The sequence below is a fragment of the Rhodopirellula baltica SH 1 genome (genome assembly GCF_000196115.1).
Lineage (GTDB): Bacteria > Planctomycetota > Planctomycetia > Pirellulales > Pirellulaceae > Rhodopirellula > Rhodopirellula baltica.
Window position 1 is genome coordinate 202,891 of sequence record NC_005027.1, and the last position, 14,388, is coordinate 217,278.

At 55.0% G+C, this 14,388-nt stretch carries 9 protein-coding genes; 5 read left to right on the forward strand and 4 right to left on the reverse strand.

The window, feature by feature from the left end; translation table 11 throughout:
* Positions 1 to 68: 68 nt before the first annotated feature.
* Together RB_RS00845 and RB_RS00850 are read left to right on the forward strand one after the other, a co-directional pair.
* A complete protein-coding gene (locus tag RB_RS00845; RefSeq protein ID WP_164921296.1) occupies positions 69 to 1,379 on the forward strand; it encodes an NAD(P)/FAD-dependent oxidoreductase in 1,311 nt (436 codons plus the stop codon).
* Positions 1,379 to 2,035 (forward strand): HAD family hydrolase, encoded by a 657-nt coding sequence (locus RB_RS00850; RefSeq protein ID WP_011117887.1) that lies wholly within the window; start codon positions 1,379 to 1,381, stop codon positions 2,033 to 2,035. Before RB_RS00845 ends, RB_RS00850 begins: the two co-directional genes overlap by 1 nt.
* A gap of 117 nt (positions 2,036 to 2,152) precedes the next feature.
* On the opposite strand, the gene RB_RS00855 is transcribed toward RB_RS00850, so the two are convergent.
* Positions 2,153 to 4,084 (reverse strand): peptidase, encoded by a 1,932-nt coding sequence (locus RB_RS00855; protein WP_164921297.1) that lies wholly within the window; start codon positions 4,082 to 4,084, stop codon positions 2,153 to 2,155.
* A 216-nt stretch (positions 4,085 to 4,300) separates the two neighbouring features.
* Here RB_RS00855 and RB_RS00860 point away from each other — a divergent pair, with 216 nt between their 5' ends.
* Both RB_RS00860 and RB_RS00865 read left to right on the forward strand, forming a co-directional pair.
* Positions 4,301 to 6,802, forward strand: a complete 2,502-nt coding sequence (locus RB_RS00860) for a DUF1592 domain-containing protein (RefSeq protein ID WP_011117890.1) — start codon at positions 4,301 to 4,303, stop codon at positions 6,800 to 6,802.
* Between the two features lie 52 nt (positions 6,803 to 6,854).
* Entirely contained in the window at positions 6,855 to 8,168 is a 1,314-nt protein-coding gene (locus RB_RS00865) for a DUF1552 domain-containing protein (RefSeq protein ID WP_011117891.1), read from the forward strand.
* A gap of 116 nt (positions 8,169 to 8,284) precedes the next feature.
* On the opposite strand, the gene RB_RS00870 is transcribed toward RB_RS00865, so the two are convergent.
* The gene (locus RB_RS00870; protein WP_164921298.1) at positions 8,285 to 9,700 is read right to left on the reverse strand and encodes a glucose-6-phosphate isomerase; all 1,416 of its coding nucleotides are present in this window, start codon (positions 9,698 to 9,700) and stop codon (positions 8,285 to 8,287) included.
* A 295-nt stretch (positions 9,701 to 9,995) separates the two neighbouring features.
* On the opposite strand from RB_RS00870, the gene RB_RS00875 reads away from it, so the two are divergent.
* On the forward strand, positions 9,996 to 10,385 hold the full coding sequence (locus RB_RS00875) for a hypothetical protein (protein ID WP_231846087.1): 390 nt from the start codon (positions 9,996 to 9,998) through the stop codon (positions 10,383 to 10,385).
* 8 nt (positions 10,386 to 10,393) lie between these two features.
* Here the strand turns inward: RB_RS00875 and RB_RS00880 are convergent, their stop codons facing one another.
* Together RB_RS00880 and RB_RS00885 are read right to left on the reverse strand one after the other, a co-directional pair.
* The gene (locus RB_RS00880) at positions 10,394 to 12,775 is read right to left on the reverse strand and encodes a hypothetical protein (protein ID WP_011117894.1); all 2,382 of its coding nucleotides are present in this window, start codon (positions 12,773 to 12,775) and stop codon (positions 10,394 to 10,396) included.
* A gap of 157 nt (positions 12,776 to 12,932) precedes the next feature.
* Positions 12,933 to 14,384, reverse strand: a complete 1,452-nt coding sequence (locus tag RB_RS00885) for a sulfatase family protein (protein ID WP_164921299.1) — start codon at positions 14,382 to 14,384, stop codon at positions 12,933 to 12,935.
* Positions 14,385 to 14,388 lie beyond the last annotated feature (4 nt).

A 14,388-nucleotide genomic window follows, 5' to 3' on the forward strand; every position in this document is an offset into this window, starting at 1 on the left:
AGCAACCTTTCGGTTACACCAGGCGACTTCTCACGCTCCAATTTCCGATCGAACTGCCCCTTTCGAACATGAGTACGCCAAAGATGAAGGATTTCTACGATTGCGTGGTGATTGGTGGAGGCCCGGCCGGTGGTGCTGCGGCTTCGATTGTGGCTGATTCCGGCGTCAGCACGCTGTTGATCGAGCGAGATCCTGTGCCTCGGTTTCACGTCGGCGAATCGCTGATGCCGGAGTGCTATTGGCCTCTCGAGCGACTCGGATTGATCGATCAAGTCAAACGATCGGGATGGCAGGCCAAGAAAAGCGTGCAGTTTGTCACGCATACAGGCAAAGAATCGGCCCCATTCTTTTTTCGCGAACACGATGAACGCGAGTGCAGCACGACTTGGCAGGTCGAACGCAGCGAATTTGACAAAATGCTTTATGACCGAGCCTCGGAGCTCGGAGCGGACTGTTTTGACCAAACTCGACTGATCGACGTTCAAACAGAACCCGGCGAAACAGAGGACCAACCGATCGCACGTGCCGTCGTCGTACGGACCGCCGATGGCACCGAAAAAACGATCGGCTGCAAAGTCGTCGTCGACGCGACGGGCCAGCAAGCGTTTTTGGCTGGAAAGATGGGTCTGAAAGAAATCAATCCTGACCTAAAAAAAGCCGCAATCTGGACGTATTACCGCGATGCCGTTCGCGGTGAAGGCGACAACGATGGCGCAACCATCATTCTGAACACCAAATCGCGTGATTCCTGGTTCTGGTTCATCCCTCAATCTCGCGGGATCACCAGCGTTGGATGCGTCGGCGACAACGACTACCTTCTCAAAGGCCGCGGAACTCCCGAAGAAATTTTTGAGGAAGAACTCGCCAATTGTCCTGGGCTTCAACCACGGCTGGCCAATGCGACTCGCGTGGGCAAAATCACGACCGCCAAAGAATTCAGCTACATGACCCGCCGACACTCTGGCCCGGGATGGGTGTTAATCGGCGACGCACTGGGGTTCATCGACCCGGTCTACTCCTCCGGCGTCTATTTCGCACTGGAAATGGGTGTTCGTGCCGGCGACGCGATCGTCGAAGGACTGAAGAAAGACGACCTGTCAGCTGAACAACTGGGAAAATGGACCGACGATTTCAAGGAAGGAGCTTCCAAGGTCCGGCAACTCGTTCACGCTTTCTACAACAAAGATTTCAGCATTGGGCGGTTCATGAAGGAACACCCCGAGTATCGCGGCAACGTGACGGACTTGCTGATCGGCCGTGTCTTCCACGAAGATGCGGGCAAAATGTTTCCGGCACTCGATCGTTCCATCGAGATGGCTCGGGCCGATGCCATGTCCAAGGCCGATTCGATGGCCGAAACCAAACCCATGTCGACTTAATGTCCCAATCTGACAACAACACCGCTTCGATCCTCAGCCCCAACGAACTTGGCCAATTGCACCTCGACATCGCGATCGCTCATGATTTGACGGAACGCTACGAAGGCCTGATCTTCGACTGTGACGGAACGCTCACCAATTCTATGCCGCTTCATTACCTGGCATGGAACGAGACAATGACTCGTCACGGCATCGATTTTCCGGAGTCGCGTTTCTACGCGATGGGCGGCATGCCAAGTGAAAAAATCATCGCCGTGCTGAGTTCAGAACAAGGCGTTTCGATCGACGTTGATCTGGCGACAGAAGAAAAGGAAGCAAACTTCATCGCTCGCATTCCCAGCGTTGAACGCCTGGAACACGTCACAGACATCGCCGAACGGCACCTCAATCGAATCGCCATGTCCGTCGCCAGTGGTGGGATGCGAGACATCGTCGCGGACCAACTGCGAACGATCGGTGTTGCCGATTGGTTCCCGGTCCTCGTGGGCAGCGAAGACACGGAACTGCACAAACCTGAACCCGACGTGTTCTTGTGTGCAGCCGAGCGAATGGGCGTGGATCCAAAACGATGTTTGGTTTTCGAAGACAGCCCACTAGGCTTCGAAGCCGCGAAACGAGCCGGCATGGATTGGGTTGACGTTCGCGTCGACGCTTAAGATCTGCGGTGCACGGCGTCTTCAAAGCGTTGCACCCAACGCTGCTACTCGTTTCCAAAAGCTTCATCGGCTCCAAACGTTTCATCGGTCAACGTTTTTAAATGTTGGCCCGCGTGATCAACGGCGTCGCAGATCGAGGCGTCCATTTTTGCAGTGCGGGCACTTCAGTTTGCCCCGACCGCTGCACGTCGGACAACGTTTCTTTTTCACAACGGGAGCGTACACGTCACCGCCAATCCGTGACGAAGAGACGACTTCCTGTTTTCGATAAGATTGAGAACCGTTCACACAGTTCGGACAATCCTGGTACGACGAGCCGATGCAGGAAACACACCAAGTGTTCTCGATCATCAGCGACTCGCTGGGGCCGGTGCCGTCGGCCACATCACTGAACAGACCACTTCCGGATTTCAGCCCCCAAACAAAAACGGGCACCACCGACGCTTTGGGATCAAATCGTTTTTCAATGGGTTGATCATCAACGCTGGTCAGTGAAGTAGTTCGCACGTTGCGGTTGAACCAAGACCGGATCATCCGAGCACCAAAGGCTCGGCCACTCGTTTCCAATTCGTTTTCCGACATGGCAAAAACGATTCCGTGGACAGCCTTGTCGTCACTCATCAACGGACCACCACGATTTCCGCCCGTTGTTTCGTTGGAAACATTCTGAACGCCTTGATGATCGGGCTCACTCAAAATTTCCCCGGTGAACTCCCGCACTCCCTGCTTCACCAAGTTCTGTCCGGGGTCGTAACCATACAACGTCAGATCGGTCGCTTTTGCTGGTGTGTCGTTCGCAATGCACAGCGGTGCCAAATCCAATCCAGGTACGTGCAATGCGGCCAGTTCAGCATCGGAAGAACCAGCACGGTGTGGAATGATTCGAAACCGTGTGACCGTTCCGATGGTTTCGTTGGTGCGAATCACGATGCCACTTCGAGCTGAAATTCGCGGGGCCGTCATCAAGCAGTTCTTACACGTCAAAGCTTTGAAGATGCCGTGCTGATACGATCCCACGGTTACCATCTTGGGACCATAACCATCGGTGTTCGTAATCACGTCCGTCGATGTCAGCACGATTCCCGGTGCAACGACGAACCCCGTTCCGATCGAGACCAATTCCATGAACACACTGGGGCTGTCCAGACCTTCGACCTTGCGGTTTCCTGCGCCGGCTTCAATCGGTAAATCAAAGTCCAACGTGTAGTACAAGCTCTCGTTCAAGTTGGGTTTCGAAGTACTGACATCTGCGGATGCCAATGTGGCCAGCAATTCACTGCGCAATCGCGGTGCCAGTTCAATCAAACCGGTCCGCATCGAATCGGTTTGCGCCAGCAACTGCATGTTGTGCTCAAGCACCGCTGACACAACGTTGGACGATTGCACTCCCGCGATAAACGACGATGCGGCAGGGTTGGCTTCCTGTTGCTTCAAAGCCACCACACCCAGGTTGTTGCGAGCCGATGCCAGCGTCATCGAGTGACGTCCCGCCATCACTTCTTGCTGAGCCTCGATCCGTTTGACCGCTTGCATCAGCAAACGCTTGGCAAGTTCCAAGTTGTTCTCGCCTTCGGACAAACCCACACCCGCCCAAATTCCCGCGTAAGGACTTTCGGGAACCGCTTTGTGGATTTCCAGCAACAAACGACTGACAGCCTCCGGTCGCTCGTACATTCCAGGTAGATGTTGGCGAATCATCTGGAATTGTTTCGCATCACGCTCGTTGAACCAGATCTGCATTGCCTGCAAACGCGATTCGGGCGTCAAACTATCCAGCGAAACTTCCACCGGAGACCGATTGCCTTCGACCTGCAGAACGACCTTGGAATCGTCTACACGTATCAACTCGGCTTCCACGCTCGAACCAGCGCGACTTTGCCAGGTCACCGGGCCCTGCGACCGTCCCACCGACGGCCATCCCAATCCGGCCAGCGTCACAAGCACCGCGATGGCGACTGAAAAGCGATTCAAAAACATATCAAGTGCCTTGATCTGGACATCCGCAAAGCGATAAACGACCTGCTCGCGGAAGCTCCACTCGGAACTCAACCCGCCACCGGAGGGCCCTCTCTTAGAGCTCACTACCTAGGGGAGAAACTAACCTCCCAAGCGGATTCGTTCAAACTACGTTACAAATTTTCGTAGCAGGAACGCCCAAAAGTCCGCCCGATGCTCTTAGGCCAACGCGTTCCGTACGAAGTACCTACCGGCTCCAGCGGCGAATGACTCGCACGCCGTCCAAGTCGATGGACTAAAATCGCGACCATGAGCCCATCGCGTATTCTCCGTCTGTTATCGACTGAACCGAGTCGTTATCCATCAAGACCCCAGTTCTTTTTGCTCGCCGCGGCTTTGGCTTTGGGAACCCACTCGTTTGCCGTGAACGCGAGCGAACCGACGTCGATATCCAACCCGGAGATTCAAACCTTCTTGCAAAATCACTGCCGCGACTGCCACGCTGACGGTGCTTCCGAAGGTGGACTCAACTTGGACACGCTACCACGAACCATCGGCGGGGCTGCTGACTTGGCCGTTTGGGTTCGCATTCACGATCGAGTCCAAACGCGAGAGATGCCACCACCCGATTCGTCCACGCTCGACGAAACACGACGAACTGATTTCATTGCCGCGCTGGCCACTCCGCTGAACCAGCATCACGCATCTGAAAAAGGCACCGTCCTTCGTCGACTGAACCGGCGAGAGTACGAGAACACGCTGAACGATTTGTTCGGCACCGCAGTCGAACTGGAAACATTGTTGCCCGCTGATGGACGCAGCCACGAATTCGACAACGTGGGTGAATCACTTGGTATTTCCATGGTTCACCTGGAACGCTACCTCGACGCCGCCGACTTGGTGTTGGAATCTGCCATCGCGAAGACCGCCGATCCTCCGCCCGTCCATGTGATCGACACTCACTACGCAGAAACCCGCGAGGCCAAAACGCACTTAGGCAAAGTGTGGAAACAACTCGATGATGGATCCGTCGTGTTCTACCAAAACTTTGGTTACCCAGACGGCATGCTTCGAACGAGTAGCATTCCCGAATCGGGACGCTATCGGATCTTGATCACCGGATACGCATACCAAACCGATCAGAAGATCCCGTTCTATGTCGGGGCAAAAAGCTTTACCCGAGGCAGCGAACAACCAACGCTGGGCTACTTCGACATGCCACCGCTCAGCCCCGATGGTGAAATGACAACCATCGAGCTGACCGCGCATCTGGAATATCGCTACATGCTCAACATCATCCCGTATGGTTTGGTGGTTCGCGATTACAACATTCGCAACGATGGCGTGGATGGGTACACCGGCCCCGGACTGGCAATCGCGAACGTGCAATTGGAAGGGCCATTGAAGGACGAGTTTCCCTCTCGTGGCCATCGGTTGATCTTCGATGATTGGCAACGCGAAGAGGTTATGCCCAACCCTCCGTCCAAACGAGAGAAGTCTTGGTACAAACCCGAGTTTGAATTGACCAGCAGCAACCCGGACGAGTCGCTGCGAAACTCATTGCAGCGTGTGGCATCCGCAGCGATGAGACGTCCGGTCAATGCATCCGAACTGACACCTTACATCGAGCTTTTTCGTTCCGAGCAAGACCGTGGCGCATCCACCGAAGATGCGTTGCGAACCGCCGTCGCCGCCATCCTTTGCTCGCCCGATTTTTTGTATTTTCGTGAACCGCCCGGCAAACTCGATGACCATGCCATCGCGACTCGGTTGTCGTATTTCCTGAATCGCACAACACCTGACAAGGCACTGCTACGCGCCGCCGGGCAAAACGAACTGACCCGATCAACCGAATCATTACTGAGTCATGCAAAACGGTTGGTAGCTGAACCCAGATTTGATCGGTTCGTGGTCGACTTCACGGATGCTTGGCTTAACCTACGAGACATTGATCAAACCAGCCCCGATCAAAAGCTGTTTCCGGAATACGACCGGTATCTGCGCGACAGCATGGTCGAAGAAACACGTCAATTTTTTGCGACCTTGATTCGTGAAAACTTGCCGGTCACGAATTTGGTGAAATCCGACTTCGCGATGCTGAATTTACGATTGGCAAATCACTACGGCATCGAAGGAGTTGATCACGCTGACATCCGCCGCGTGCGACTTCCTAATGATTCGGTTCGCGGCGGTTTGCTTGGACAAGCCAGCGTACTCAAGGTCACCGCCAACGGAACGAACACGTCTCCCGTCGTCCGCGGTGTGTGGGTGACCGAACGCTTGCTCGGCGTGCATCCTGCACCACCTCCGCCAGGCATCTCCGGCGTTGAACCCGACATCCGCGGGGCAGCAACGCTGCGTCAGCTGCTCGATCAACATCGAAGCGAAGAATCCTGTCATGCCTGCCATGCATTGATTGATCCACCGGGTTTCGCACTCGAAAGTTTCAATCCTATTGGCGGCTGGCGTGATCGTTATCGCAGTCTCGGCGAAGGCGAACGAATCGACTTGCGTGTCAACAATCGCCGTGTGCAATACCGCTTGGGGTTGCCTGTTGATTCCAGCGGTACGTTGCCATCGGGCGAATCCTTCGAAGGATTTGACGCATTTCGGGATTGCCTTCTCAAAGACCCTGATCAATTGGCAATGTCATTGATCACCAAGTGGCTGACGTTTGCCACGGGGCGAGAAATGGGGTTTTCCGATCGGCAAGAAATTGAATCTTTAACGCGGCAATCCGCTCAGCGAGGTCATGGGCTTCGCACGATGTTGGCGTTGGTCATCGCCAGCGACATTTTCCGAACCAAGTAGCGTCTCGCTCACTTGATTCAACGACGCTCCTAACCTTTCACTTGAAAAAGCCATGCTGATTCCCTCTCAACCGATGTCTCGACGACGACTGTTGCGATCCGCCGGTGGTGCGGCCTTGGCTTTGCCGTTCTTGGAGGCGATGGGACCTTCACTTGGTCGCCGTGTGTTGGGCAATGATCAAAGCGTCGATGCGGAGAGGGCGCCGAAACGGTTTGTTGCCATCTGTGCTTCGCTTGGTTTTCACGGGGACCATTTGTTTCCCGAATCAACCGGCCGCGACTACGCGATCACACCTTACCTGGAACAAGTCCAACGCCATCGCGATGACTTCAGTTTGTTCTCGGGTTTGTCTCACCCCGAACAAAACGGAAACAACGGTCACGCCTCCGAGTTGACTTGGTTGACCGCGGCCCGACGCCCAGGACTGGCAGGTTTCCGAAACTCGATCTCACTCGACCAACTCATCGCTCGAGAGATTGGACTGAAGACTCGCTTCCCGTTCCTGGCCCTTACGACCGGCGGTCAGTCCCTTTCGTGGACATCCAGTGGAGTCGAGATACCCGCTCAGCATTCCCCCGCCAAACTCTTCACCGCAATGTTCGTCGATGGTAAACCGCACGAAGTCGAGGCGGACCTCGATCGACTCCGCCGCGGCCGCAGTGTTCTCGACACGGTTGGATTGCGAGCTCAATCACTCAAACGCGAACTCGGAATTCGCGATCAACAAAAGCTGGATGAATACCTGCACTCGATCCGAGATTTAGAATCGCGACTGCAGCAATCCGAAGGCTGGGTCCGTCGTCCCAAACCAGTCGTCGACGAAGAACCCGTATCGGACATCAACGACAAAGCTCTCGCGATTGAACGCCAACGGTTGATGTACCGAATCATTGCGTTAGCGTTGCAAACCGATTCGACGCGAACCGTCACGTTTCAGTTGGCCGGGCTGAACTCAGTTCCTCAGATCCCCGGGGTTCAAAGCGATTGGCATGGTCTATCGCACCATGGCAAAGACCCTGAGAAAATCGCTGAACTGAAACGAATCGAAGCGGCAGAATGGGGAGCGTTTGGCGAATTCCTCGATCAATTGAAATCGATCGAGGAGCACAATCGATCACTGTTGGATCACACCGCCGTGATGTTCGGATCCAATCTTGGCAACGCCAGTGCACATGATTGGCGAAACCTTCCAATCTTGTTGGCCGGCGGCGGCTACCGACACGGCAAGTACGTCGCACACGACGCGGCGAACAACACACCGCTTTGCAACCTGTACGTCGACCTCGCCCAACGCATGGGACTCGAAATCGACGCCTTCGGATCGAGCACCTCCGCCGGCATCAAAGGGCTCGAGTCCACCACGTAGCGGACCACATCACGCAACGCCTGCAGCACGGTGGGCCCCACCGTAAACACGCAAGGTGCAGTGCAGGTCTCGGTGGAAGACCACCGAGCTACAGACTGCAGATCAACTCAAGAACCTCAGCGTCCGAGGTTCTTGTTCATGTTGGTCTTGTACTGCTCAACTCCTGGTTGCCCGTAAGGGTTGATACCCAGCAAGCGACCTTCGATCACGGTTGCGATCATCAGCATTTGAAACAACTGGCCCAACACGTGCGTGTCGATCTGCGGCAAGATGATATCAGTCGTGGGACGTCCATCCGCATGCAGAGCATCGTTGGTGCCTTTGATCGCCGCCGCCATGATATCGGGCAGAGTTTTTTCAGCGATGTCGTTGAGCGTGTCTTGGTTGCGTTGCGAGTGACCGACGGCCAATGAATCAGTCCGTTGCGATTCCACGATCACGTTGTTGAACACTTTGTCATTTCGTCCCTGCTGATGCTGCTGGTGACGGCTGTGCAGATCGCGAGTGTTCAGGGTTGTCAGCGGCGTTACCCCCTTGCCATCTTTGCCGTTGGACTCAGCCAGCAATTGGTCGTACCACAGTCCAACCGACTCGAGAGCTTTGCTCCAAACACTCATCACTCGAATGGACTTGTCGCGGTGTTGCGACAGCAAGTGATTCACGGCGACGTACTGCATCACCACGTTGTCAGCGTAGTCCGCGGTTTTGAAGTGCTCGTTCATTGCCACGGCACCTTCGAGCAACTTCATGCAGTCCAAACCGAGGAACGCGGCGGGAACCAAGCCGACCGGTGACAGGACACTGAATCGCCCACCAACACCATCGGGCACGGTGAAGATCTCATCGCAACCAATTTCGGTCGCCAAGTCATGCAACTTGCCGCTTTCGCCGGTCACGGGAACGACCAACCGCGACAACCAATCCTCGGCTTCCGACCCGAGTTCGGATTCCAAGTTGGCAAGGAATTGACGGAACGCGACAGCGGTTTCCATCGTTCCACCGCTCTTGCTAATGACAATGATCGCGTGCCGTTTTTCAGCGTCGCTGTCCGCGTATCCGCCCGCTCGGACACGTTGCAACAGCGAATCGGACGCGTCGTTGTCGACGTTGTTGCCCTCGAAATACATCCGAGGTTTGCTGCCACGTGCGGCACGACTCATTTCGTTGTGATATGGATCGCAGCAGGCTTCCATCATCGCTCGAGCGCCCATGTAGGACCCGCCGATTCCCAAAACCACGGCTGCGTCAATTTGGTCATGCAGACCATTGGCGACTTTGAAAATCCGCCCCAACTCCGATGCTTCCCGCTCTTTCGCGTAGGCTTCCAGCATCTCTTCGGGCAGCCAAAAGAACCGAGCGTCCAGCGGCTGTTTGTCAGCAGGAATGTCGCCCGATTCGTATTGTTTCTGATCGGTTTCGACCATCTCAGTCCGAAGGGTTTCCATCTGGCCCTTCAACGAATCGATTTGTGCTTGAGTGATCCCGTAGTCGTCGTTGATCGATCCGGAAGCGTCGAAACGGAGCAAGCTCATGATGGGTTCCGTGCAGAAAAATGGAGAAGAGTTTCGAATGTTTGGATTGAATTGAATGACACCGCGGTGCCCACGAGCGAGATGATACTGGATCGCTCGCCTCTGGGCAGGGTGCGAGAGATTTGCACCCCGCCGCAAACCTTCGTGACCTCAGAAAAAGAAAATGCTTGCGGGCGACGCGCACGGAGAAGTAACATGAAGAGCAGGCGGATGAACAATCGCGATTGCGATGCGAGTCGGCCGAACCTTTTCTTTTGGCAATTGCCTTTCATTCATTCCGGCGAGTCACTTCGAGATGATTCACTACACATGTGATCGATGTCGACAAGTAATTGACCCCACACAAAGCTCTCGATACACGATTGCGATCGAGGTACAAAAGTTGGAAGAGGAGTGGAACGACGACGAAGCCGTGGATCACCTGGACGCTTTGCACCAAGCGATCGAAGCGGATGAGGCGGAAGACGAACTGGTCGAACTGATCGGCCACGACGCCGCGTCGCCACGCAACGAGAGCGAACCAGAATGCTTTGCGGAACCAACGATCGAATTGCACGACGCGCCCATCTCAACGGGCGAAACCGTTTCGCAATCGTTTGATCTTTGCGAATCCTGTTACCGTCGCTATCGCAGCAACCCATTGGGTCGCGAGCGAAATCTCAAGTTGCATTTCAGCAACAACTGAAGCGGTGCTCAGTTCCCAAAAGGATCGGAACCAAATGGGTAGTCCTTTGGCTGTTCCGCGGGCGTTGTGGTCTCCGAAGGCAGCACCGTCGACATTCCCTCGGGAATTAAATCGGTGTCGATGACGAACGCCTTCAGTCCTGACAACGAGGACGGCAGTTCGCGATCCATGCCAAGTTGATCGACCAACTTGCGACGCTGTATCGCAAACTCCTGCATCCGCTGCTCGCACTGGGCCAACCGGTTTTCTTGTTTTAGCAACTCGGTTTGGTAACGCTGGATCACTTCCCGAGGGAACGAGCTGCTGCCTCGCTGGCGAGTCAACTGATTTGAAATGCGTTCGAGTTCCGTCACCAAGTGCTTTCGCAGATCCAACAAACCCTCCAGCGTGCGATCCGTTTCTTCGAGTTCGCGTCGATCCGCCAGGATGCTTCGAATCGTTTCCAACTGAGCCTCATTCCATTTGGCTTCCGCGACCCAGCGTTCCAGTGTGCCCATCGCGATCTCGCCCCACCCGTTGGGATCGTCGGCCGTGTGCTTCGACACGGTCACAATTTCACGAGAGCCTCCATCGGGTATTTTAACTCGCAATCGATGCCACTCATCTGTTTTCTCGACTTCGATGTCCTTGTCTTTCAAAGCCTGCAACTCGAAAGGTCGTGGTGGCAGTGGGACTTCCAAGATCACGTTCCGGTCATCACCAGAGCGATTTAGAACGTCGTATTGAGTCGATCGTTGATGCTGCGTTCTGATCGTGATTCGATGCAACTTCTCATCGATCTCAATCGATTGCTGCTCCGAAGTCGTTTCGACAGGATGGGTCGTGACACGAACACCTCCATCCATCGCATACCCGACCAATCGCTTGACCGATGGAGCCAAATCTGGAAGCACGACCTCGCCGAGAATCGATCGCATTTGATCGCCCGCTAAAACACTGCCGGGTCCCGAGGGCAACAATGCGGGAGTGTTGTTTTCAATTTCCAAGCACAACAACGTTGCTGTCGGATGATAGGACTGGCGATAGACGGAAACGTCGGTGACCGAGACGGGATCGATCAGCGTGTCCAACAGAGCGGTCTTCCCGCTATCTAAATCAACGGAATCAAACTGCAATTCCAAGGTGCTGCCGGCGGGAGCGTCCGTGGTTTCGTTCAGCACTTGGTTCAATGAACTGCCGTAACCGGATTCGCCTGCGAACAGATCCGCAGACCCCTTGCCGCTTGCACGACCAGGCATCGCACCAAACGATCCTCCTCCCATGCCGCCTCCCATTCCACCGGCTCCCATGCCCATGCCCATCGACAAGTCCACATCCATTCCCATTATGCCCATGGAACCATCCATCCCGATCGTCTCCTCGCGGATCCCTGGACCTGCCAACTCGAGGTCGTCATAAGCCCGCCCCAGCGATTCACTGAACCGTGGCGCCATCGCCACCTGTCGAGATGGACGCTGCAATTGATTCAACCTGGCTCGCAGGACCGAACGCAAATCCATGGTGAACAGAACAGGGCTTCCGTCGACCAGACTCAGTTCGACGCCATCCCAATCGATACCCGACGTGTTCTCGACGATGCTGCGATGAATCAATTGGTCGCCTTCGATCCGGTAGCTGACTTTCCACATCGGCACCGAACGCATCAAACCGATCGTGACCTCTCGCTCGGGTCCATCCCCGAACACGAACTCGACCGCGTGCGTCGCCAATTCGGCTGGCCGAGCTTCTTTTTCCAAAGCTTCTCTTAAACGAGATCGAAACTCCTCATCCACGGCGTCGATGGACTCAAAGCCATCCACCCACATCGAGCTCAATCCCGTCTCGGTCAACACTGTCATGACCTCACGCTCGATTCGTTGTTCGTCGACGATTTCGGTGCGTTGCTCAATCGCGACCAACGTGCCTTCGACCTTCTTGCCCGAGTGCTCCGTCGCAACGATGCGTTGCCCCTTCATCGACACCAACAAATCGCCAAGCGTTCGTGTGTTCGGTGATGTCGTCGGTGGATGGACCGGATCGCGAGATGACACCATCCGAATTTCACCCGGTGCCGCAGGATCCAAAATTCGAGACACACGAATCGCTTCGTCCAGTTCGAACTCGCCTACCTCGACACGAAAGACTCTCGCACCGTTGATCTTGCCGCGAAACTCAAACCAGCCTTTTCCGGCGGCATGAAGCGTGACTGAGCGAAGCCCCAAATCGACTTCAGGAGCAGCCTGCTCCGCTCGTTTCTCGTCCGCCTGATTTTCACCTGCTCGCTTGAGCGGTCGCCCGTTCAACTCTTGTGCCGGCAACTCCGGTAACGATGAGACGTTGAACAGAATCGGAAACGCGAACAGATACAACAACGACCCCCGCAGGGATCGTTTCCATACAACGGCATTCATGACTGATTTCCAGAAGAGTCAAAGAGAAGCTCAGGCTGCGTCGAACACGTCCACACACACCTGCCTCGATTCTAAACCGAGACAGTGCAGCAGCACGCCGAGAACACGACGAATCTGAGCCGACTTTCTTAGGTCTTTCTGGATAAAAACATCAGCATCAGCCGTTCGACTTGGACGCCGCTTCGCGTTTCAGCTCTTGAAAACGAGCCCGCATTTCGGCCAATTGCTTTGCTTGAGCGGGATCGTTCACAAGATCGTTTTCTTCATGCGGATCTTCCGAGATGTGAAACAACTGTTCACGGTCGAACTCGGGCCAGTAGAAATACTTCCAGTCCTTTCTCACCAGAGCTTCCGAAGTCGGAATGAAGTTCTTGTCGCGAATCGTGGGGTGTTCGTAGAAGAACTCCTCACGCCAATCGCCTTGCTCAGCGTCGTTGGCACCATACAAAACCGACATGTCGCGGCCTTGCATGGATTCAGGAACCTCCGCCCCAACCGCGTTCAAGATGGTCGGCGCCAAATCAACACTCAGCGTGAAGTCTTCATTGGTCGAACCGTGCTTGTCTGCGGACATTCGTGGGTCACGAATGATCAACGGCACGCGAATGCTTTCTTGGTGGGGATACCACTTATCGGCCAACCCGTGTTCAGCATGGTAGTAACCATTGTCGGTCGTGAAGATCACCAACGTGTTGTCCAGCACACCCTGCTTTTCCAACTCTTTTAGAATCCGACCGCAAGTCGAATCGACTTCCGTTGCCAAACGGTAGTAGTTCTTCATCATGATTTGATATTTCTCCGGCGTATCAAACCGCCAGTGATAACGGTTGCGACCTTCATTGCCGTCGTTGGCAACGAACTCTGGCAAGCGATGAAAGGACTCGTCCGTCGCGTTTGCCGGAACGGGGATCTCAACGTCTTGATACAGATGCATGCTTTCCGGTTGCGGCAAAAACTGCTGCGGATTTCCGTCCTCAGCATGCGTCGCGAAAAAAGCAACCGTCAGACAAAACGGTTGGTCCTTTGGACGCTTGCCCAAGAACTCCAACGCATCGTTTTCGTTTCGCTGCGTCACATGCACCTTCGATCCATCAGGCATCTTGAACCAGTGCCTGCCGTAGTAAGAACGCCCGAAATCGAACTTCTCACCGGGGAACTTTCCGTTGTGCCATTTCCCAACGTGCCCGACGTAGTACCCGTTGTCTCGCAGGATGCCCGGATAGGTTTGTTGCCACGGTGTTTCGAACGGTTTGAAACCATCGCAACCGTGCGAGGACATCCACTGCCCGGTGAACAAGCACGCTCGACTGACACCGCAAATGGATGTCGTCACGCAGTTCTCCGTGAACCGCATCCCTTCGCTCGCAAGTGCATCCAACGTTGGTGTCTTCACAACCGGATTCCCGGCGACTCCCAGCGTGTCATGACGCCAATCATCCGCATACAAAACCACCACGTTCATCGGAGCGTCGGACGCTTTTGCTGATTCGTCCGAATCGGCACTGACCGGGGACGAGAGGCTGCCAACCAGCAACGCCGCAAAAACGCTCAGGCCGCATGCTGGAGAAACGTGACGGAACCAAACCTTTCGGCACCAACTTGGAATCATGATG